Raw genomic sequence first — 20,691 nt, forward strand, 5'->3', positions numbered from 1 at the left:
GACAGTCACGTCAAAGGACGAAACCGCTGGAGAAAACTGTCATAAGCACAGGAAACTGTGTGTCGGCAGTTTTTGAAGCGGACGTTCGTCCTGTGACTGGAACACGTTTTGATTATAGAGTTCGTATTTGAAAAAGGGCCTGGGTGTTTTGTCCCAGGCCCTTTTCTAATGGAAAAATTACTCTTGATTAAAGTGATTGACGGAGGCCATCTAAGATCGCCTTGGCGTTTTGCCGGTCCATGTGCTTTGCCTTTTGTAAGGCTTGACTGACTTGGTCCACTTCATCGCCCTGGGCGCCCACAGCGATGGCCAAGGACCGGGCTTGAAGTGACATGTGCCCCGCTTGGATACCCTCAATGACCAAAGCCCTCAATGCGGCTAGGTTTTGAGCTAGGCCGAGGGCAGCGACAATCTTCATTAAGTCGTTAGCACTGGGCTGGTCGAGTAAGTGGTGGACGAGTTTAGCGGCAGGGTGAATTTTGATTGATCCACCGACACTTCCTAAGGGAAGGGGGAGGGTGATCTCTCCAGCTAATAGGCCTTGGTCTTCAAGGTAGTCCCATTTGGCCAGGCCCCGGTATTGTCCGGATTGGCTAGCATAGGCGTGACAGGCTGCCTCCACCGCCCGCCAGTCGTTACCGCTAGCGAGGACCAGAGCATCAACCCCATTCATAATCCCTTTATTGTGGGTTGTGGCCCGATAAGGATCGACTTGGGCCAGTTGGCTGGCTTGACTAATCCGCTTAGCCACTACTTTGGGATCTTGACCAGGCTTAGCCAGAGCTTCAATAGGGATTTGACAAGTCGCTTTAGCCAGACATTGGGTAGCTAAGTTGCTTAAAATGGCCATTAATTTTTCTAGACGGGGTAGTGACTCATCCTTTTGACTAAGTGCTTCAATGTGACTGGCTAAGGCTTCCAGCATGGTATTCATCATATTGGCGCCCATGGCTTCTTGGGTGTCTACCGTCATATAGACCACAAAAAAAGGCTCGCTTTCACTGGGATAGTAGGCCGTTTCTAATTGGCGTACCCCACCGCCCCGTCGGCTGAGGCTGGGATGGGCCTGGTTGGCGACCTGGATGAGTTCTTCTTGGTGGTCTTTGATGTAAGTTGTCCAGATGTCAGCTTGACTGGCTTGGTCTAAGCCTAAGAAGACCATTTGCCCAGTCATTTGTCGGTCTAGGACCTCACTATGGAAGCCACCACCTGCCTTAGCCATTTTAGCGGCGTAACTAGCTGCTGCAATGACACTCGGTTCTTCGATCGCCATGGGGATCAAGTAGTCTTTTTGATTGATGACAAAGTTCATTGCCAGTCCTAGGGGGAGGGAGTAGGTTCCGATGAGATTCTCAACCATGTTATCAGCCAGGTCTAAGGCTAGGCCCTGGTTATTTTTGAGATAATCTTTTTCTGCATCACTAATATAGTGGAGCTCATTTAAGCGGGCCAGACGTTCCTCTAAGGGGAGACGGTAGAAGCCCTGTAAATTCACTTGAGTCATGATAACCTCCTAATTGCTTTGTTTATCAGTGAGGGGGAATTTTCGTACTTTTCCATAAAAAAAGAAGTTGGCGATTGCTTCCAACTTCTAGTTTATGGGTCATTGCTTTATTAATCAATAGCCGGTCACTATTAATGATCGATACAATAGATATTATCATCGACCATTTGATCGTCAGTTAAGAGGACAAAAACTTGCCGGAATTCATCAAAATCGATCCGGTTATCATTGCCTAACATGCTGAGAGCTTGTGTTGTGACATGGATTTGACCAATATGGGTTTCAAGGACCTCATCAAAGCTTTCAAAACTCGGTGCATTGGTCTGTAAGACTAGACTACGATAGGCTCTGTGGCTGGTATGACCGGTTTCATCGGAAGTGGTTAGGCAAATATTATGGAAACGATCTAAGCTTTGTAACTGTTGTATGGCTTTCTGGGTGAAAAATAACTTCATGGCATATCCTCCTCACAACAACTCTTATAAGGATGATTATATCAGAATTTGTGAGCAGTTTAGTTGGAAAAGCCTAAAAATAATTTTTAAAACGTTTTCATACCTTCACCAGCCGCTACTGAGAAAGCGGAGGCAGTCGGGGAGATGTTTGGCCCAGTAAAATTCATTATGCTCTTCATCCACATAGATGTTGAAGTCAATATTTTCTACCGGGATACCTCCTGCTATCAGCAAGGCCTGGTAGTGGAGGGAAGCATCGATATAGGCTTGGGCCATATTGCCTGGGAGAAAGAGACGGTCAGTATCGTCGCCTTCTTTGGTGCCGACTTGGAGGTAGATTTTTTGCTCGGGGTCTAAGCTTTGCGACTTGAGATAGCGGTCAAAGGGTTCTTGGGCTATCCATTGGGCTAGGGAAAAAATCCCCAAGCGGCCAATCTGATCGGCATACTTAATTCCCATATAGGCGGTAATATTGGCCCCAAAAGAAGACCCGATCATGGCGGTATGTTTTTTATCGGTTTTAGTTCGATAGGTCTGGTCGATAAAGGGTTTAACCACTTTCATAATGAAGTCACTAAAATCATTGCCTAAGCCGCCCAAGGGCCTTGCCTTAGGGTCACTAGGGTTTTCGAAGCTCCAAGCATTATAATCATCCGCCCGAGTCTGAGGGTCATTGTCGATTCCGACCACAATCATCTTGGCTAAATCGGGATTACGCTTGAGGGTGGGAATGACCTTCCAGGAATAACCTAGGAAGGATTCCTTACTATAAAAAACATTTTGTCCGTCATGCATGTAAACGACTGGGTAGGACGCGGATTCCTGCTGGTAATTTTTAGGGAGTAGGACTCGCACCCGCCGCTTCTTGCCAGAATAGGGCAAGCTTAAGTAGTGGGTTTTCATTTTTAGATAATAATAATCGGCATTGAACATGATTTACCTCCGCTTAATGTGCTATTAGCATACTTGACCCGGGGGGATTAAGCAAGCGCAATCCCCCTGACGATGCTCAAGGTTAAGAAATAATTGCAGACTTCACAATATTTCGCTACAATGATGAGTAGAATAAAGGATAAGGGGGAGATGCCTTGGCAACAGAAGTCGAGCTTCTCAACGAAGCAGAAATGAAGCGCGCCTTAACGCGAATGAGTTATGAGATTTTGGAACGCAACCATGGTACCGCTAATTTAGCCATCGTGGGGATTAAAACCCGGGGAGCTATTATTGCTAACCGGATTAAGGACCGCATCAACCAGTTAGAAGAGGCTGATGTCTTTTATGGGGAATTAGACGTCCGCGCCTATCGTGATGACCTCGACCAGGAAAAGGATAAGCTGATCAAAGACTTATCCCAGCTGGACTTTGATGTGAATGGTAAACATATCTTTATCTGTGATGATGTGCTCATGACCGGTCGGACCATTCGGGCGACCATGGATGCCTTGATGGATCATGGGCGTCCAAGCAAGATCTCTTTAGTGACGCTCATTGACCGGGGCCACCGGGAATTACCGATTCGAGCGGATATTGTTGGTAAAAATATTCCCACTTCCCGGCAAGAAAAAATTCGGGTCAAGATGCGGGAACTCGACAGTAAGGATGCAGTATATATAATTAAATAGTTGGTACTAGGGGAGCCTTTATGGCTGAGATGTAATTTACAGACCCTTTGAACTTGAGACTAGGTAATACTAGCGGAAGAAAGTGCACGATAAACAGGTAAGAGGCATTTTCTCTTACCTGTTTTTGTGCTAAGAAAGGATTTAATTATTATGGGACAAAGTAAACAAGTAAGGATTTTATTGGAAATTGCTATGGTAGCGGTATTAGCTTATTTATTAGGACTTTTGCCGACAACCAATGGAGTTGGTATTGGGGTGAACTTAGGAGTTATTCCCATTTATTTGATCTCCTTAAGACGGGGGATAAAGAGCGGTTTTGCTGCCGGCTTTCTGTTTGGGCTCTTGCAATTAATCACCGGTCAAGCCACGATTCTAACTCCCTTCCAAGTCTTCCTTGAATACTTCTTCGCCTTTATGTTGGCAGGTTTAACTGGAGTTTTTGCTAATCGCGTGAAGAGTGCAGCCTTAAAAGGGGATAAAAAAGGCCTATGGGTCGGTATCTTTTCAGCGACCTTTATTGGGATGGTTGCCCAATACTTTATTCATTGGTTCGCTGGCTATGCCTTTTGGTCTTCCTATGCGCCAGAAGGAATGAATGCTTGGTGGTATACGACGATTGTCAATGTACCTACCGGTTTCTTTACCTGGTTAGTAGGGGCTTTAGTGGTGGCCTTGTTATTTAATAATGCCCCCAGACTCTTAAACCCAGAAGATTAAGCTGCAATTTTAACGATTGATTAGATGGAATGATTATTTTGAGACGTCCTTTGAGGGGGCGTTTTTTTATTGACGGAGACCTATTTTTGATAAAAAAAGAAAGATTTTATAGAATTGTTGGCGCGCAAACACTTTAATAAGAAAGCGTTTGCTATAATGTTTTGTGAAAAGGATAACTAAAGTTAAAGCCTAGCTGAAGGCTTTCTCTCTTTTTTTAGTTAAGTATGTGAAATTATGAACTATATTTTTCACCCAAAGTGAGAAGGCTATAACGACCAATAAGTAATAGAGAATTTAAGAAAAATATTGGAAAGGAGTGTTCAATGTGTTTGTTCTTCGATTCTTACTGGCAATGATTATTGCTTATTTTGCCGGAGAACTGGCTAAGAAAATCAAATTCCCAGCAATCATTGGTTGGTTGATTGTGGCTATGTTTCTCGGAGAGCACGGGCTAAACCTTTTAAGCCCTGAATTAATTTCAACCAAGGTTTATCAATCACTGATGGTACTCATGCAAATTCTGGTGGGGTCGATGGTGGGCTATAAGTTAGTTTACCGTGACATCAAAGATTCCATCAGTAAGGTCTTCGCCATGGGACTATCCGATTTGGTGGTAACCTTTACAGTAGTGACGGGGTCCTTTGCCCTTATTCTTCATTTCCTAGGTTTACCAATCATTGCTGCCTTACTCTTTGGGGGAATCGCTATTGCAACTGCACCGGCCCCTCCGGTCTCAGTGGTGGAACAATATGATTGTTCTGGCCCCTTATCTGATTCGGTGCCCTCGATGACGGCTTTTAACTCAGTGATGGTTAACATTGTCTTCTTCCCCTTAGTTTCAGTGATTGGAGCAGTTCTAAACGAAAGTTCCACTTCCGTCTTAGGGTCATTACTGATTATGATTTTAGCTCCGATTCTCTTGGGAGGACTGATCGGAGTTGTCGCAGGGAAATTAGTAGGAAAGGGCGCTTCCAAACAGCAAAGCTTCCTTATTTATTTGCTCACCATGCTGGTCATCTATGCCTTAGATAATTATTTGAACTGGCATGTCTTTACTGAAACTCAGATGATGTCCTTATTAGCCGGAATTGCCGGGTCGTGTGCCTTTATGAACGTGGTTGATCCTGAGAAAGTTCCGAGCTTGCAAATGGATCTCGGACCGGTTCACTCTTACGCCTTAATGATTTTCATTGTCAACCTATCGATTCACCTGAATCCAGCGGCCTTATTTGATGGCGGCATGCTTATGGTAGCTTATATCTTGATTAGAGCCCTAGGCAAATACTTGGGGTGCTATCTGGGAGCCAAAATCAGTCATGCGCCTAAAGTCGTTGAAAAGTATATGGGAGTCATTATGATGCCTCACTCTGGAGTTTCAATTATGTTTGCCGGGATTGCTGCTTATAATTTGATGGGCGTTTATCCTGAACTAGCTAATCTCTTACAGATCACTATTTCAGCCGCTGCCCTAATCATTGAAATTATTTCTCTCCCCGTAGCTGGCATGGTTTATCGAAAACTCGGTGAAGCGGGCAAGGAGAAAGAAAAATTGGCAAGACAAGAAGACTTACTGCCTAGTTAAGAAATGAAGTGAAGCAGACATGCCTCAGCTTGTATTAAAATAAAAGGAGAAAACCAACCATATTGAAAGATACAGGGGGATGGGAAAATGTCAACATCATTTATTGACTACTGTCTCAACCATGAGAAAGTCATTAATCACACCCGCCAGGAAAGCTATAAAAAGGGCGATGTGATTGAGACTATTGGAACACGGATTACTGAAATTGGCATTGTCGATAAAGGTTTACTCAAAACAGTGAATTATTCGGCAGAAGGGAAAGAGTTAAATACCACACTCTTCTTTACCAATTCAATCCTATTGGAATACCTTTATTTTAACGAGAATCTAAACTATACCTATGATTTAGTGGTCTTACGTGCCACTACTGTTACCTGGATACCGGCAAAATTATTTAAAGCTATCGTTTTTGAAGACAGCTTGGGCATGGAACTCTATGTCCACCACTTGATTGAGCGGGGCTTAGAATCACAGCGGATCATTTCTTGCTTGAACTATCCCACCATTCGTGAACGGGTGTGTTACTGGATTGCCTCCAAGAACTCCCTAGAAATTGGGCGGAGCGATATAAAACCCGACATGGAATTACCCTTCACCCAAGAAATTTTTGCCAAGTTAATCAAGGTCAGCCGGTCCAGCCTAAACCAAGAATTACACCATATGGAAGAAGAGGGCTTCTTTAAAATGACACGGAAGGCCCTGACCCATATTAATCAAGAGAAAATTTGGGATAACCTGTAAAGGAGTTGATGTCAAAGATATTCATGACTCATGCGATGGGTTTAAGGCTTAATAAAAGTTTTAACCACTGCATCATCAAATAGCTATCAAACATTGAATGAAGGAGTGTTGAGATGATAAAAGAATACCAACAAGGTGATTTTAAAGCTGAAATTGCTGAGGGCAATGTTTTGGTCGATTTCTATTCGAAGACCTGTGGCCCTTGTAAAATGTTAAGTTTTATCCTAGAGGATATTAATAAAAGCCATGGGGATGACCTGACTATTCTTAAAGTGAGTTTTGAAGAAAATACTGACATCGTAGAAGAATATGGCGTCGAAGGCTATCCAACCTTAGTTTATTTTAAAGACGGTAATGAAATCACCCGAAAAGCGGGCTTACAACAAAAACCAGTGATTGAAAAAATGTTAGAGGAGGAATAACCATGACAGAAACAGCAACCTATACCTACAAAGAACACCTGATTGAAAAACAAAGAAAAGCCGAAGAGGCTATGTTAGAAGAGTTTCACTTGGGTGACTATACCCTAGACAATCCCTTAGTGAAATACAATGCCTATCTCATTAACCCCTTATCCGCAGTGGTTCTCTTCAAGACCGAAGAACCTACCGCGATTACTGTCCGTGTCTTAGGTAAAACTGAAGAAGCAGATATCTTCCAAACCTTCCCTGTCGGCACCGAACATGTTCTTCCTATTGTGGGACTCTATCCTGAATATGAAAACAAGGTGGAAATTTATCCTTACCAAACCCCTTCCAAAAAGCATACAGTGACCATTCCGGTGGGCGAAGTGGAAGGAACCGACCTGGTGAATTCGATTGAAACTACTCCAGAATATATGCAGGACAATATCATGTTCCTCTGCCCGGCTAACTATGCCTTAGCCATTGCGGTTGACTATGCGGGTGACGTGCGTTTGAAATTAGATGTACCAATGGTCTGGGACGTTAAGGTGCTAGATAATGGCCATTTACTCATGTCCAGTGACCGCTTGACCTCTATGCCATACTTCATGAGTGGGATGTATGAGTTTTCAGCCGTAGGTAAGATTTATACCGAATACCGGGTACCTACCGGCTTCCACCACGATTGCTGTGTCTTACCTAACGGAGACATCATCGCTTTAACCTGTAACCATGAGAACAGTACCGTGGAAGACCAACTAGTGGTAGTGGATAAAGATACCGGTGTGGTAAAACGAACCATTAACTATATCGATTTGTTAAAACCAGGTTCTCAAAAATCAGGCTCCTGGTCAGAAGAAGACTGGTTCCACAACAATGCGGTCTGGTATGACGAGCACACCAATTCCCTAACCTTATCTGGTCGTCACGTTAATGCCATGGTTAACATTGACTTCGATACTGAAGAAATTAACTGGATTATTTCTGATCCAGATGGCTGGCCAGAAGAATACCACAAGTATCTCTTCACTCCAGTGGGTGACGGCGAATTTGACTGGCAATATGAACAACATGCCAACTTAATTACTCCTGATGGTGACGTAATGTGCTTTGACAACCACCACTACGGGGCTCAAGATCCAGACAAGTACCTAACACCAGAAGAATCCTATTCACGTGGGGTCCGTTACAAGATTGATACCGAAACCATGGAAATTGAACAAGTCTGGCAATATGGTAAAGAACGTGGCTATGAATTCTTCTCACCATACATCTGTAACGTGGTTTACTATAATGAAGACCACTACCTCATTCATTCCGGCGGTATTGCTTATGACGGCCAAGGCAACCCATCCAAAGAATTAGGGCCATTCGCCATGCAAGAAGATCCGGATGCAAAATTAGAATCCATTACCGTTGAATGGAACCATGGCGTTAAAGAATATGAATTAAGCGTGCGTTCTAACTACTACCGGGCTGAAAAATTCCCATTATATTCTAAGAAGGGTGGCGAATATGACCTACAATTAGGTGCTGGTCGTGTCCTCGGTTACTTAGGTGAAACCGCGCAAATGGACTATGACATCCCAGCTGAAGAAGTCAGTGAACCAGTTCCAGAAAAGGTCGATGTTCGTCTAACCGATGAAGAAGATATGTTTACCTTTGAAGCTATGTTTGAAAAAGGTCAATTGGTCATGTTAGTCCTTGAAGGCGAGGAAGATACCCGTCGTTACTTTATCTCAACCGCTAAGGGGCATCGTGGTGCCATGTGTGCCGGAACCTTCCTGCCAAAAGATGACCGGGAAACTCGGACTGTAGTCACCAAATACGGCTTTGATAAGGGAGATTACAAGGTCAAATTAATCATCGATGACAAGAAATATGATACTGGCCTAACTATTAAGGGTTAAAGACAGACATTTTAAATTTCTTTAAAAAAATTTGGACAAATTAACCAAACTATGGTCTAATAAAATAGCTACCTCGGAAGCCTTTTCCGTTATAAGAAGCGACTTCTGAGGTGCTTTTATTATTTTAAGGAGGAAGATATGGACATTTTAAAAAAGAAGAGCTTCTGGCTCTCATTTATTCTGTTATTATTAGTATCATTATTTGCTAAATGGCTATCAGGCTTCCCTGGCTTATCTTTAATTGGTCACTTAGTGATTGCCTTAATTATTGGGATGGTTTTACAAGCATCCGGTCAATTAAAGGAAATCGCCAAAGGGGGATCAGGCTTTATCTCTAACAAGTTCTTACGTTTGGGGATTATCCTGATGGGTTTCCGGCTCAACCTGGAAGTGCTGGCTCAACACGGGGTCAAGACCATTACCCTGGCTATTGTAGTGATTGCCTTCACGATTGGCTTGATTTATAGTCTGGCTAAGGCTGCTGGAATAGAACGTAAACTATCCCTCTTATCCGCTTCTGGTTGTGGGATCTGTGGGGCAGCCGCAGTACTTGGTTTGTCACCCATTATTGAAACGGATGAGGACGATGAGGTGATTTCTGTTGCCGTGGTCGCTATTCTGGGGACCATTTTCACCTTGATTATGGTGCTCTTACGGCCAGTTATGGGCTTGACCGATGTTCAGTTTGGGGTCCTAGCTGGTGGCTCTTTACATGAGATTGCCCATGCTGTTGCTGCTGGTGCTGCAGGGGGAGCTGCTTCAGAAAATATTGCTGTGATTGTTAAGTTATCACGGGTATTAATGTTAGCCCCCGTATCCTTGATTTTCTCTTATATTGCTAGTCGCCGTAGTGATGGCAATAGTCATGCCAAGATTCAATGGCCATGGTTTATGTTAGGTTTCATCATTTCTTCAGCGATTGGGACCTATGCAGGACTATCAGATGCTATTGTGGGCCACTTAGTTGACTTGGCCTACATTCTCTTAGGGATGGCAATGGCTGCTTTAGGGGTAAATGTGAACTTTAAAGTGGTCTTTGAAAAGGGCCAAAAAGTCTTTGCGGTTTGTTTCGCTGGCTCAGTAGCTCTCTTTGCCCTGGTCTTTGTTGCGGCAAAAATGTTCTTCTAATCAAATAAAGCAAAAGAAAAAACGCAAGTCCATTTGGGCTTGCGTTTTTTGTATGAAGTGATTATTCTTCGTCAGAATCTTTTTCGCCGATAACTTCAGGTTCAGCTGCTGCAGATGGTTCTGCATCTTCTTCAGGTTCGTCATCTGGAGCGCTGACTGATACGATAACTTCTTCTGGGTCGGTAATTAATTCAGCATCTTCCATACCTTCGAATTTAACTTCTCCGGCAGTAACGCTGTCATTAATGTCTAAGCCGCTAACATCCACAGTGAAGTATTCTGGCGCTTTAGCAGGGTCAATACGTAAGGTAACTTCGTAAACGTTGATCGCTGCCACACCAGCAGGGTTAGCTAGCTTCTCTTCGCCAACGATAGATACAGGAACGTTAACCTCAAGTTTTTCACCTTTCTTGATCGCTTGTAAGCTAATGTTATAAACGATTGGCTTAATTGCTGCGCGAGAAATTTCACGTAGGAAAACAGTACGGCTTCCTTGTCCTTCAATTTCTAATTCGAAAACTGAGTTAGTCCCTAAATCACGTTCAATTTTTTCCACGTCTGGGCGTTCCATTGAAATTTTGATAGGGTCTAGGTCACTAGCATACACGACACCTGGAACTAGGTCTTCACGGCGTAAAGCCTTTGAAGCGGATGTTCCTGCAGCATCACGCGTTTTTGCTACAAATTTCATCATTCTACCTCCTGATTATTACTTTTATGAATTCTTTGAATTCCTAAAAACTACTCAATTATAGCACAAAGGGCCATAATAGATCAAGAATCCATAGTTTTTCAATTTCTATTTAACCATAAAAAGGCCAAGAGTTGTAGTCTTTTTGAAAAATATTTCCTGTTATTCGCTTTTTCGGCTGTCTAGAAAATGATAAGGACTTGTAGTTTTTAATTCCTAGTGGACCAACTCAAGGCTTAAGTATGGTAAAATAACGGCAATAATATCTGCTTACCTAGGAGGTTATCCATGTTATACACCAGTACGAGAAATAATCAGCTTTCTGTTCGGGCAACGGAGGCGATTTTGCAAGGTTTAGCGCCTGATGGGGGACTTTATGTTCCTGAATCGATTCCTCATTACGAAGGAGATTGGGAGACGATGAGCAAGTTGTCCTACCAGGAACTAGCCTTTCAAATTTTAAGCCTCTATTTTGATGATTTCCCTAAGGACATTTTACAATCCTGTATCCAAGCCGCCTATGATGAAAAATTTGATGATGACCGTATTGCGCCAGTTGTAGGCGTATCAGACCACTATCTTTTGGAGCTTTTCCATGGGCCAACGATTGCCTTTAAGGATATGGCCTTATCCTTACTGCCTCATTTAATGAAGGCTGCCCAAAAAGTCTTGGGTCGCGATGAGGAAATTATCATTTTAACCGCGACTTCAGGGGACACGGGTAAGGCCGCCATGGCTGGTTTTGAAGACGTGACTGGGACTAAGATCATTGTCTTCTATCCTAAGGGCGGGGTTTCCAGCATTCAGGAAAAACAAATGCTGACTCAAAAAGGAGACAACACCTATGTCTTTGGGGTCAAAGGAAACTTTGATGACGCTCAAAGTAAGGTCAAGGAGCTTTTCAATGATAAGGACTTAGCAGCGGAACTTCAAGCCAACCATAGCCAATTTTCTTCTGCTAATTCCATGAATATCGGTCGCTTGTTCCCTCAAGTGGTTTACTATTTCTATGCCTATGGGCAATTATTGAAACAGGGCGCTATTCAAGCAGGAGACTTGGTCAACTTTACGGTGCCAACCGGGAATTTTGGAAATATATTGGCTGGCTACTATGCTAAGCAAATGGGCCTACCGATTGACCGCTTAGTCTGTGCCTCTAACGATAATACCGTCCTTTATGACTTCTTCACTAGCGGAACTTATGACCGCCGTCGCCCCTTTAAGTTGACGATCTCTCCATCGATGGATATTTTGGTCTCCAGTAATCTGGAACGGCTCTTGTATTACGCCGTGGGCCAGGATAGTCAAGCGGTTAAAGACTTGATGGCTGCATTACAGGACGAAGGTCACTACCAATTAGGTCAAGAAGTGCAAGCGGCCTTTGATAGCTTTATTGGAGCCTATAGTGATGAAGCTGAAACCAGAACTGAAATTAAGCGCGTTTATCAAGAAGACCATTACCTCATGGATCCCCATACGGCCGTGGCTTCCGCTTGCCTAGGCAAGGTGAAGGACCAGTTAGCAGGTGAAAGTATTGTGGTGTCGACAGCTAGTCCTTTTAAATTCCCCGCTGCCGTTTTGGAATCAATCGCTAAGGGCGACAGTCATTTAAGTGACTTAGAACTCTTAGAGGCAGTGCAAGCGGCCAATGGCTTGGACTATCCCCAAGCAATCCAAGCCATCCTTGAAGCTGACAGCCGGCCTGAACGGGTGATTGAAGTGGAGAAAATGGAAACAGTGGTAAGAGAGATTGCCAAAGGATAGGAGATTAAGGTGTTAGAAAACAAACAAATCGTTGTGATCGTGACTGGTGGAATTGCTGCTTACAAGGCGCCAGACTTTGTGCGCCTCTTGATCAAGTCAGGCGCTGAAGTTAGGGTAGTGATGACTGAGGCAGCTGAACAATTTGTCCGCTCCTTTACCTTCGAGGTCTTAACCAAGTACCCCGTCTTAACTGAACAGGGGGCTTATCCAGACAGTATCGGTCACATTCATTTAGCTGACTGGGCTGACCTGGTGGTTGTCCTCCCAGCTACCGCTAACACCCTAGCCAAGGCGAGCTTGGGCTTAGGGGGTAATGAAGCCACTGCTACCTTATTAGCCATGGATTGCCCACGGATTTTTGTTCCAGCCATGAATAATAAGATGTGGGAAAATCCTGCGACGGTTAATAATGTCGCCAGCCTGAGAGAGAGGGGAGATATTGTTATCGAACCGGCCTCTGGCTTTTTGGCAGAAGGTTATGAAGGCAAAGGGCGGATGCCTGAACCCATTGGGGTCTTGCAAGCAGTCAAGGCTTTGGTCGCTGTGGAGAAGGCCTTTGCCGATCAAGCAAAGAATGTCCTTAAGAATAGCTCCTTTAAAGGGAAGCAGATTGCGGTATCCGCAGGGGGCACTCAAGAAGCCATCGACCCCGTCCGCTTTATTGGTAACCATTCTTCAGGGAAGATGGGCCTGGCCTTGGCTCATGTGGCGGCTCTCTTAGGGGCTGAGGTGACCTTAGTGATGACCCCAACGGCCCAAGGCTTGCCCCATTTACCTGCTATTAAAACCCGTCAAGTGAAAGATGCTCGCCAACTCTACCAAGTCATGCATGAATTGAACGAGGCCAGTGATATCATTATCATGGCAGCGGCTGTTTCTGACTACCGGGTCGAGACGCCTAGCACCGAGAAGATCAAGAAGAATAAAGAAAATGACCAGGATCACTTACAAATTAGCCTGGTAGAAAATCCTGATATTCTCAAGAGCCTTTCCCAGGATGGCACCTTCCTAGTTGGCTTTGCAGCGGAAACCAACCATGTGCTTGACTATGCGAAGAAGAAATTAGCCGCCAAGGGGATCGATATGATTGTGGCTAATGACGTGAGTCAACAAGCCATCGGTTTCTCTAGTGAAGATAATGCCGTTACCATCATTAGTCAAAAGGGAGCGAAATCCCTGCCGCAAGCGGATAAAATGATGATTGCTGGAGGCATCTTTGCCCAAATTGCCCAAGAATTGAATGCATAAGAAAAAGGACTTAGCTCCAAGCCAGGGAAGTGGCTGCTAGCTAGGTCCTTTTTTCTTGGTCAAGGATTAAAACTCGTCACCTAATAGATAGGTGTGTTCGCCCAAGGAATATGGATCGGTTTTATTAATTCTTTCGTAGTAGAGGTGACCGTCAAGGTGGTCGATTTCGTGTTGCAAGACGATGGCAGGATAGCCCTTGAAACGTTTCTTAAAGTGATTGCCTTCCAGGTCATCGTAAGTGATAGTGATGCGAGCGTAGCGGGGCACATAACCGGACACATCGTCATCAACTGAGAGGCAGCCTTCGCCTTCTCTGAGGCAAACTTTTTCTACGGAATGACTAATGATCTTTGGATTGACCATAACCCCTTCTAAAATAATCTCTTCATCGGAATCAGGATCTTCGATATTAGGAACCAAAAGGGCGATCATCTTTTCACCAATACCCACTTGAGGGGCAGCGAGACCAACACCAGCGCGGAGACCAAGTTCAGGGCCCTTTTCTTCATCTTGACTATTATACAGGTATTCCATCATATCGTGAGCGGCTTGTTTTTGCGCTTCATTTAAGGGAAAAGTGATGGTGTCTGCTTCACGGTGTAAAACTGGATTGCCATCACGGGTTATGTCATCCATTAAGTACATACAGCTTATCCTCCATTAACTATCTTATATTTTAATTCATTTTCTCAAATTACAGCAAATAAGTCAAAAGGATCTCGCTGTTTTTTAAGGCCATAAATCATCGAATCAGAACAATAAATGTATCCCGTAATTAATAAAAATTTCACAAGGCAAGCGCTTTCCTAATTGAATTGTAACAGTATTATAACAGTTGCAAATACCTGTATTATTTTTAAAAATGGCTTTATATAAGTACTTTAGCCAGACTTTTAGAAAATCAATTACAGCGCGCATGTTAACGTTTACACAAATAAAGCAACTGTTCTAATATAGAAAGTTAGGATTTGGACCTCTATTGTTTGAATTCGCTTCCTTTCCATGATAAATTAGTGAAGTGAAGGGTGAATAAGCCAATGCCAAGGCATGGCAAAATATTTTCTTTACAGAAAGGAATGTGTACAGATGGCAAAACAACCAGTAGATTATCAAGCACAACTTGCTGGTATTGACGAACAGTTCCAAATGGTTCGTATACTAGACGAGGAAGGGAAAGTCGTTAACCCTGACATTATGCCAGACTTAACTGACGACCAACTTGTAGAAATAATGAAACGGATGGTCTTTTCAAGAACCTTACACGAACGCTCAATGGCACTTGCTCGCCAAGGACGTTTAGGTTTCTATGCGCCAACTTATGGACAAGAAGCTTCCCAAATGGCTAGCTCTTATGCCTTTGAACAAGATGACTGGCTATTCCCAGGTTACCGTGATATTCCACAATTAGTGGCTAAGGGATTACCAGTAGATAAGGCTTTCCATTGGTCTCGTGGACACGTTGAAGGAAATGATTATCCAGAAGACTTCCATGCAATGCCTCCACAAATTATTATTGGGGCCCAACTTATCCAAGGTATGGGTAATGCTGTTGGTCAAAAATTAAATGGTTCTAAGAATGTCACTTACACCTACACTGGTGACGGTGGTTCAAGTCAAGGGGACTCATATGAAGCTTGGAACTATGCTGGTCGCTATAAAGCACCAATTGTTTTCTTCATTCAAAACAATGGTTTTGCGATTTCCACCCCACGTCAAAAACAATCAGCGGCTAAATCCTTAGCACAAAAAGCTGTTGCAGCTGGTATGCCAGGTGTTCAAGTGGATGGTAACGATGCCTTAGCAGTTTATGCGGTAGCTAAACAAGCACGTGAATGGGCTGCAGCAGGCAACGGACCAGTCTTAATTGAAACCATTACCAACCGTCTCGGCGCTCACTCCACTTCCGGTGACGATCCTAAGATTTATCGTACCGATGAAGATATCCAAAGCTGGACCAGTCGTGAACCATTGATTCGTTTCCGTGCATACCTAGAAGAAAAAGGTCTCTGGGACGAACAAACTGAAAGCGACTATGTCGAAAGCGTTAAAGAAGAAGTTCAAGCAGCCATCAAGAAGGCTGAAGCTGCACCTAAGCAAAAAGTTTCTGACTTCTTGAAGAACATGTTTGAAGAACCAGGACAAAACATTAAAGAACAAATTGAAAAATATGAAGCGAAGGAGAGTGAATAAGGATGGCCAAGAGAACTGGAAAAACAATGGTAGAAGCCATCACTGCAACGTTAGACCAAGAAATGGCTCGTGACGATAAAATTTTACTTTTCGGTGAAGACGTAGGTAAAAACGGTGGTGTGTTCCGTGCTTCTAAAGGTTTATATGATAAATATGGTGAAGACCGTGTAAGTGATACGCCTCTATCTGAATCAGGTATTGGTGGTATGGCAATCGGACTTTGTCTCCAAGGTTTCCGTCCTATCATGGAAATCCAATTCTTCGCTTTCGTATTTGAAGTGATGGACTCCCTAGCTGGACAAATGTCACGTTACCGCTTCCGTTATGGAGCAACCCGTAACTTCCCAATTACCGTTCGTTCACCATTTGGTGGTGGGGTTCACACACCTGAAATGCACGCGGACTCAGTAGAAGGTCTCTTTGTCCAAACCCCAGGGATGAAAGTGGTTGTCCCATCAAGTCCTTATGAAGCTAAAGGTTTACTTGCTTCAGCAATTCGTGACAACGACCCAGTCTTATTCCTTGAACACATGAAGTTATACCGTTCATTCCGTGAAGAGGTTCCTGAAGAAGAATATACCATTCCTCTAGGTGTAGCCAATGTGGCTCGTGAAGGCTCTGACGTTACTGTGATCGCTTACGGTTACATGGTACGTGAAGCACTTAAGGCTGCGGAAGAATTAGAAAAAGAAAATATTTCTGTTGAAGTCATTGACTTACGGACGATTTCACCAGTTGACTATGAAACCATTGGTAAATCTGTTGAAAAAACCGGCCGTGTTGTCATGGTACAAGAAGCTCAACGTGAAGCTGGTGCAGGTAACAATGTGATCGCTGAAATTTCTCAACGTTTCATTCTTTCTCTAGAATCACCAATTGAATTCGTATCAGCTCCTGATACAGTTTACCCATTTGGTTTAGCAGAAAATGACTGGTTGCCAAATGCTGATGACATCAAAGAAGCAGTTAAGAACACAGTTAATTTCTAGAAATAAGTAATCCTATTGAATCACTTAAGCTAAGAAGGGATGATGAAAAAAGATGACATATACTTTTAATATGCCAGACGTCGGTGAAGGCATGAGCGAAGGCGAAGTTGTTAGCTGGCACGTTGCTGTCGGAGACTCCGTCCAAGAAGAAGATGTTCTTGTTGAAATCCAAAATGATAAATCTGTTGAAGAAATCGCTTCACCTGTAAGCGGTAAAATTGAAAAATTATACGTTGAAGAAGGTGACGTAGCTATCGTTGGGGAACCTTTGATTGACTTCTCAGGGGAAGGTTTACCAGAAAGTGATAATACAGCTTCTGAAGCTCCAGCTAGTGAAGAAACCTCAGCTCCTTCAGCTAACGCAAGTACCGGATATTATCAATTCCGCCTACCAGATGTTGGTGAAGGAATGGCCGAAGGTGAAATCGCTGAATGGTTAGTCAGTGAAGGCGACGAAGTCACTGAAGATACTGCGGTTGTTGAAATTCAAAATGACAAATCCGTTGAAGAAGTTTACGCTCCAGTTGCTGGTACCATTAAGAACATCATTGTGCCTGCCGGTGAAGTAGCCAATGTGGGTGATGTTCTTGCTGAAATCGACTCACCAGAACATAACAGCGAAGGCTCAGCACCATCTTCAACTCCAGCTTCGCCAGCTCAACTTGAAAAAGCTGATGAAGGCAATGAAGGAGCAACCGGTGCAGCTAATGGCAACGGTGGCGTTCCACAAACCGCTGATCCAAACAAACGCGTATTAGCAATGCCTTCCGTGCGTCAATATGCCCGTGAAAAAGGCGTTGACATCTCTCAAGTTGCAGGTACTGGTAAGAATGGCCGTGTCCTCAAAGAAGATATTGATAACTTTGATGGACAAGCTGCAAGTGCTCCAGCTGCTGAAGCAACAAGTGCTAAAGCCAGCGAAGAACCTGCTAAGAAAGCTGCGCCTAAGAAGGAAAGCCATGAAGACGGCGATGTAGAACACGTGAAGATGACTCCAATGCGTAAAGCTATCGCTAAATCCATGGAAACCTCTAAATACACTGCTCCTCAAGTGACCTTGTTCAAGGATGTCGAAGTATCCAAACTATGGGATCACCGTAAGAAATTCAAGGGCATTGCTGCTGAACGTGATACGAAGTTAACCTTCTTACCATATGCAGTGAAAGCTTTAATTGCTGCAGTTAAGAAATACCCAATGCTTAACGCTTCTGTGGATGATGACGCCCAAGAATTCTTATTGAAGAAATATTACAACATTGGTATTGCTACTGATACTGACCAAGGATTATACGTTCCTGTAGTTCATAATGCAGACCGCAAATCCATGTTTGATATTGCTGATGAAATTAATGATAAAGCTGCCAAGGCCCATGAAGGTAAATTGAAGGCTGCTGACATGTCAGACGGTACTGTTTCAATTTCTAACATCGGTTCAGTTGGCGGGGAATACTTCACCCCAATTCTTAACTACCCAGAAGTTGCCATTTTAGGCTTTGGTGCAATTGTGCAACAACCTGTAGTTGACGACAATGGTGAATTAGCAGTTGGTCGAGTATTGAAACTTTCATTAACATTCGACCACCGTATCGTTGACGGCGCAACAGGACAAAAAGCCTTGAATGAAGTCGGTCGTCTGCTTAGCGATCCTGAATTATTATTAATGGAATCTTAAGGAGGTAGTTAGTAAATGGTTGTAGGTGCAATGGCAATTGAACTGGATACAGTCGTTGTTGGGGCTGGACCTGGCGGATACGTTGCGGCGATCCGCGCAGCCCAAATGGGACAAAAAGTAGCCATTATTGAACGTGAATATATTGGTGGTGTCTGCTTAAACGTTGGCTGTATTCCTTCCAAGGCTTTAATCCAAGCTGGACATGCTTACCACGAAGCCAATGGCGGTTTAGACGTCTTTGGTGTGGATTCAAAAGCTAGCTTAGATTTCACCAAAACACAAGAATGGAAAGACAATAGCGTGGTTAAAACCCTAACCAGTGGGGTAGAAATGCTATTGAAGAAAAACAAAGTGGAAATCATCCGCGGGGAAGCTTTCTTCAACAATGAACGTGAATTAACCGTGATGGGTGAAGGTGATGAACACCAACTCTATAGCTACAAACACGCAATCATTGCGACAGGTTCCCATCCAATTGAAATCAAAGGCTTTAAGTTTGGTGGCCGTGTCATTGACTCCACAGGTGCCTTAAACTTAAAAGAAGTGCCTAAGAAACTTGTTGTTATCGGTGGTGGGGTCATCGGTGCCGAACTGGGTTCAGCTTATGCTAACCTCGGTAGCCAAGTCACCATCTTAGAAGGTTCTCCTCAAATCTTACCTAACTTTGAAAAAGATATGGTTAAGGTTGTGGAAAAAGGCATGAAAGCCAAAGGTATGGATATCCATGTGAACGCCATGGCTAAGGAAGCTGTCGACAACGGGGACTCTGTAACCGTTAAATATGAAATTGACGGTAAGGCTAACGAAGTCGAAGCGGACTATGTCTTAGTCTGTGTCGGCCGTCGTCCTAACACCGAAGATCTCGGCTTAGAAGCCTTAGGTGTGAAGACTAATGACCGTGGCTTAATTGAAGTGGATAACCAAGGCCGCACCAGCGTGAAGAATATCTTTGCGATTGGTGACGTGGTTCCTGGTGCTGCTTTAGCCCACAAAGCGTCCTACGAAGGTAAAATTGCTGCGGAAGCTATTTCCGGCAAACCAGCAGCAGTTGACTACAAGGTAATGCCTTCCGTTGCCTTCACTGACCCTGAAATTGCTTCTTATGGTCTAACCGAAAAAGAAGCCAAAGACCAAGGCCTTGACGTGAAAGCAACCAAGTTCCCATTAGCTGGGAATGGACGGGCTTTGTCATTGAACCAAAAAGAAGGTTTCGTGCGCTTAGTTGCTACTAAGGATGACAAGGTGATCGTTGGTGCCCAAATGGTCGGTGTTGGGGCTTCAGACGTGATGGCTGAAGCAGGCCTAGCTATTGAAGCAGGCATGAATGCTGAAGACATTGCCCTCACTATCCATGGCCACCCATCCCTCGGGGAAAGCTTAATGGATACAGCAGAAGGCGTTCTCGGCATGCCGATCCATATGTAAGAATAAAATAATACAAGAAAGGCTCTTGCTCCGGCAAGGGCTTTTTTATTAGCTAATATGTGACTAATCAATGATCTATGACTTGCACTTTAGGGATTTCTTAGCCATACTAAGGGAAAAGACTAGGATGGAGTGTCGCTATGAGTAAAATTACTGATAAATTTAAGGACTATGCCTTAAAAGGAGGCGTCCCGGTTGAAGAATCTGAGTTGGAAGGTGGTCAGAAACTCTTCCGGATGGGAATGCAGCTGCCGGATAGGGAGGTCATCCCTGTAGCCATTATTATCGATGGTAAGGAAGACCCGGCGGTGGATTATCAAATTACCTACAGTAAGCTGGCCTATGTGAAGGACTATAACCAACGAGGTGAGGCCTTAGATGAAATTAACCGGCTTAACCGGGTCCACACCGGCTATTTTCACCTGTGTTTAGCGGGTGATGGTGAAATTTATTTAAGAACTTTAGGCCGGGTATCGGAAGATGTGCGCCCCCTTTATGAGATTATTATGGCCGGTCAACAGGTTTTAAGGATCTTAGTCAAAGAATCAAAGCTGTTTAAAAACTAAAGGATTAGACTTGATAGAGAAGACTGCAAGCTAACATGCGGTCTTTTTTTATGCGCTTTTTTAGCTGAAAATTGTTAAAAAAA

General features: G+C 43.8%; 19 protein-coding genes and 1 riboswitch. Of the genes, 14 read left to right on the forward strand and 5 right to left on the reverse strand.

Features of this window, described 5'->3' with window-relative positions; translation table 11 throughout:
* Positions 1-187: 187 nt before the first annotated feature.
* The 3 genes from DBT49_RS02475 to DBT49_RS02485 all read right to left on the reverse strand — a co-directional run bounded on the left by DBT49_RS02475 (position 188) and on the right by DBT49_RS02485 (position 2,892).
* Positions 188-1,507, reverse strand: coding sequence for a hydroxymethylglutaryl-CoA reductase, degradative (locus tag DBT49_RS02475; RefSeq protein ID WP_371653017.1), 1,320 nt, complete (start codon positions 1,505-1,507; stop codon positions 188-190).
* A gap of 128 nt (positions 1,508-1,635) precedes the next feature.
* Positions 1,636-1,959 (reverse strand): iron-sulfur cluster biosynthesis family protein, encoded by a 324-nt coding sequence (locus DBT49_RS02480; RefSeq protein WP_070558575.1) that lies wholly within the window; start codon positions 1,957-1,959, stop codon positions 1,636-1,638.
* Between the two features lie 105 nt (positions 1,960-2,064).
* Positions 2,065-2,892 carry an alpha/beta hydrolase gene (locus tag DBT49_RS02485; protein WP_070558573.1) on the reverse strand — a complete coding sequence of 276 codons (828 nt, stop codon included), beginning with the start codon at positions 2,890-2,892 and terminating at the stop codon, positions 2,065-2,067.
* A 155-nt stretch (positions 2,893-3,047) separates the two neighbouring features.
* Between DBT49_RS02485 and pyrR the strand changes: the two genes are divergently transcribed.
* The 7 genes from pyrR (at position 3,048) to DBT49_RS02520 (ending at position 10,063) form a co-directional block, all read left to right on the forward strand.
* Complete coding sequence (pyrR, locus tag DBT49_RS02490; RefSeq protein WP_224783429.1) at positions 3,048-3,581, forward strand: bifunctional pyr operon transcriptional regulator/uracil phosphoribosyltransferase PyrR; 534 nt, start codon at positions 3,048-3,050, stop codon at positions 3,579-3,581.
* A riboswitch (TPP riboswitch) is annotated at positions 3,580-3,679 on the forward strand. (Overlaps the previous gene by 2 nt.)
* A 52-nt stretch (positions 3,680-3,731) precedes the next feature.
* Positions 3,732-4,298, forward strand: coding sequence for an energy-coupled thiamine transporter ThiT (thiT, locus tag DBT49_RS02495; RefSeq protein WP_070558568.1), 567 nt, complete (start codon positions 3,732-3,734; stop codon positions 4,296-4,298).
* A gap of 325 nt (positions 4,299-4,623) precedes the next feature.
* Positions 4,624-5,880, forward strand: a complete 1,257-nt coding sequence (locus DBT49_RS02500) for a cation:proton antiporter (RefSeq protein ID WP_070558567.1) — start codon at positions 4,624-4,626, stop codon at positions 5,878-5,880.
* Positions 5,881-5,967: 87 nt separating this feature from the next.
* Positions 5,968-6,621, forward strand: a complete 654-nt coding sequence (locus DBT49_RS02505) for a Crp/Fnr family transcriptional regulator (RefSeq protein WP_070558565.1) — start codon at positions 5,968-5,970, stop codon at positions 6,619-6,621.
* Positions 6,622-6,734: 113 nt separating this feature from the next.
* Positions 6,735-7,043 carry a thioredoxin family protein gene (locus DBT49_RS02510; RefSeq protein WP_013668698.1) on the forward strand — a complete coding sequence of 103 codons (309 nt, stop codon included), beginning with the start codon at positions 6,735-6,737 and terminating at the stop codon, positions 7,041-7,043.
* Positions 7,044-7,045: 2 nt separating this feature from the next.
* Positions 7,046-8,935, forward strand: a complete 1,890-nt coding sequence (locus DBT49_RS02515; RefSeq protein WP_111872386.1) for an aryl-sulfate sulfotransferase — start codon at positions 7,046-7,048, stop codon at positions 8,933-8,935.
* Between the two features lie 138 nt (positions 8,936-9,073).
* Positions 9,074-10,063, forward strand: coding sequence for a YeiH family protein (locus tag DBT49_RS02520; RefSeq protein ID WP_070558562.1), 990 nt, complete (start codon positions 9,074-9,076; stop codon positions 10,061-10,063).
* 61 nt (positions 10,064-10,124) lie between these two features.
* Here the strand turns inward: DBT49_RS02520 and DBT49_RS02525 are convergent, their stop codons facing one another.
* Positions 10,125-10,754 carry a 50S ribosomal protein L25 gene (locus DBT49_RS02525; RefSeq protein WP_070558560.1) on the reverse strand — a complete coding sequence of 210 codons (630 nt, stop codon included), beginning with the start codon at positions 10,752-10,754 and terminating at the stop codon, positions 10,125-10,127.
* 288 nt (positions 10,755-11,042) lie between these two features.
* On the opposite strand from DBT49_RS02525, the gene thrC reads away from it, so the two are divergent.
* On the forward strand, positions 11,043-12,518 hold the full coding sequence (thrC, locus tag DBT49_RS02530; protein ID WP_070558558.1) for a threonine synthase: 1,476 nt from the start codon (positions 11,043-11,045) through the stop codon (positions 12,516-12,518).
* Between the two features lie 9 nt (positions 12,519-12,527).
* Positions 12,528-13,766, forward strand: a complete 1,239-nt coding sequence (coaBC, locus tag DBT49_RS02535; RefSeq protein ID WP_070558556.1) for a bifunctional phosphopantothenoylcysteine decarboxylase/phosphopantothenate--cysteine ligase CoaBC — start codon at positions 12,528-12,530, stop codon at positions 13,764-13,766.
* Between the two features lie 66 nt (positions 13,767-13,832).
* Here coaBC and def read toward each other — a convergent pair whose 3' ends face one another.
* Positions 13,833-14,411 (reverse strand): peptide deformylase, encoded by a 579-nt coding sequence (gene def / locus DBT49_RS02540; RefSeq protein WP_070558554.1) that lies wholly within the window; start codon positions 14,409-14,411, stop codon positions 13,833-13,835.
* A gap of 441 nt (positions 14,412-14,852) precedes the next feature.
* Between def and pdhA the strand changes: the two genes are divergently transcribed.
* The 5 genes from pdhA (at position 14,853) to DBT49_RS02565 (ending at position 20,608) form a co-directional block, all read left to right on the forward strand.
* Positions 14,853-15,956 (forward strand): pyruvate dehydrogenase (acetyl-transferring) E1 component subunit alpha, encoded by a 1,104-nt coding sequence (pdhA, locus tag DBT49_RS02545; protein WP_064292729.1) that lies wholly within the window; start codon positions 14,853-14,855, stop codon positions 15,954-15,956.
* A gap of 2 nt (positions 15,957-15,958) precedes the next feature.
* Positions 15,959-16,945 (forward strand): alpha-ketoacid dehydrogenase subunit beta, encoded by a 987-nt coding sequence (locus DBT49_RS02550; RefSeq protein ID WP_070558552.1) that lies wholly within the window; start codon positions 15,959-15,961, stop codon positions 16,943-16,945.
* A gap of 52 nt (positions 16,946-16,997) precedes the next feature.
* Positions 16,998-18,617 carry a 2-oxo acid dehydrogenase subunit E2 gene (locus tag DBT49_RS02555; RefSeq protein ID WP_070558550.1) on the forward strand — a complete coding sequence of 540 codons (1,620 nt, stop codon included), beginning with the start codon at positions 16,998-17,000 and terminating at the stop codon, positions 18,615-18,617.
* Positions 18,618-18,632: 15 nt separating this feature from the next.
* Positions 18,633-20,042 carry a dihydrolipoyl dehydrogenase gene (gene lpdA, locus DBT49_RS02560; RefSeq protein WP_070558548.1) on the forward strand — a complete coding sequence of 470 codons (1,410 nt, stop codon included), beginning with the start codon at positions 18,633-18,635 and terminating at the stop codon, positions 20,040-20,042.
* Positions 20,043-20,182: 140 nt separating this feature from the next.
* Positions 20,183-20,608, forward strand: a complete 426-nt coding sequence (locus tag DBT49_RS02565) for a hypothetical protein (protein WP_070558546.1) — start codon at positions 20,183-20,185, stop codon at positions 20,606-20,608.
* Positions 20,609-20,691: the final 83 nt, after the last annotated feature.

Source organism: Aerococcus mictus (assembly GCF_003286595.3).
Taxonomy (GTDB): Bacteria; Bacillota; Bacilli; order Lactobacillales; family Aerococcaceae; genus Aerococcus; species Aerococcus mictus.

Bases quoted from the DNA above. Each gene is read 5' to 3' on its own strand.
- DBT49_RS02480 (WP_070558575.1), bottom strand. From the start codon at position 1,959: ATGAAGTTATTTTTCACCCAGAAAGCCATACAACAGTTACAAAGCTTA.
- DBT49_RS02485 (WP_070558573.1), bottom strand. From the start codon at position 2,892: ATGTTCAATGCCGATTATTATTATCTAAAAATGAAAACCCACTACTTA.
- thiT (WP_070558568.1), top strand. From the start codon at position 3,732: ATGGGACAAAGTAAACAAGTAAGGATTTTATTGGAAATTGCTATGGTA.
- DBT49_RS02505 (WP_070558565.1), top strand. From the start codon at position 5,968: ATGTCAACATCATTTATTGACTACTGTCTCAACCATGAGAAAGTCATT.
- DBT49_RS02510 (WP_013668698.1), top strand. From the start codon at position 6,735: ATGATAAAAGAATACCAACAAGGTGATTTTAAAGCTGAAATTGCTGAG.
- DBT49_RS02515 (WP_111872386.1), top strand. From the start codon at position 7,046: ATGACAGAAACAGCAACCTATACCTACAAAGAACACCTGATTGAAAAA.
- DBT49_RS02520 (WP_070558562.1), top strand. From the start codon at position 9,074: ATGGACATTTTAAAAAAGAAGAGCTTCTGGCTCTCATTTATTCTGTTA.
- DBT49_RS02525 (WP_070558560.1), bottom strand. From the start codon at position 10,754: ATGAAATTTGTAGCAAAAACGCGTGATGCTGCAGGAACATCCGCTTCA.
- thrC (WP_070558558.1), top strand. From the start codon at position 11,043: ATGTTATACACCAGTACGAGAAATAATCAGCTTTCTGTTCGGGCAACG.
- def (WP_070558554.1), bottom strand. From the start codon at position 14,411: ATGTACTTAATGGATGACATAACCCGTGATGGCAATCCAGTTTTACAC.
- pdhA (WP_064292729.1), top strand. From the start codon at position 14,853: ATGGCAAAACAACCAGTAGATTATCAAGCACAACTTGCTGGTATTGAC.
- DBT49_RS02550 (WP_070558552.1), top strand. From the start codon at position 15,959: ATGGCCAAGAGAACTGGAAAAACAATGGTAGAAGCCATCACTGCAACG.
- DBT49_RS02555 (WP_070558550.1), top strand. From the start codon at position 16,998: ATGACATATACTTTTAATATGCCAGACGTCGGTGAAGGCATGAGCGAA.
- lpdA (WP_070558548.1), top strand. From the start codon at position 18,633: ATGGTTGTAGGTGCAATGGCAATTGAACTGGATACAGTCGTTGTTGGG.
- DBT49_RS02565 (WP_070558546.1), top strand. From the start codon at position 20,183: ATGAGTAAAATTACTGATAAATTTAAGGACTATGCCTTAAAAGGAGGC.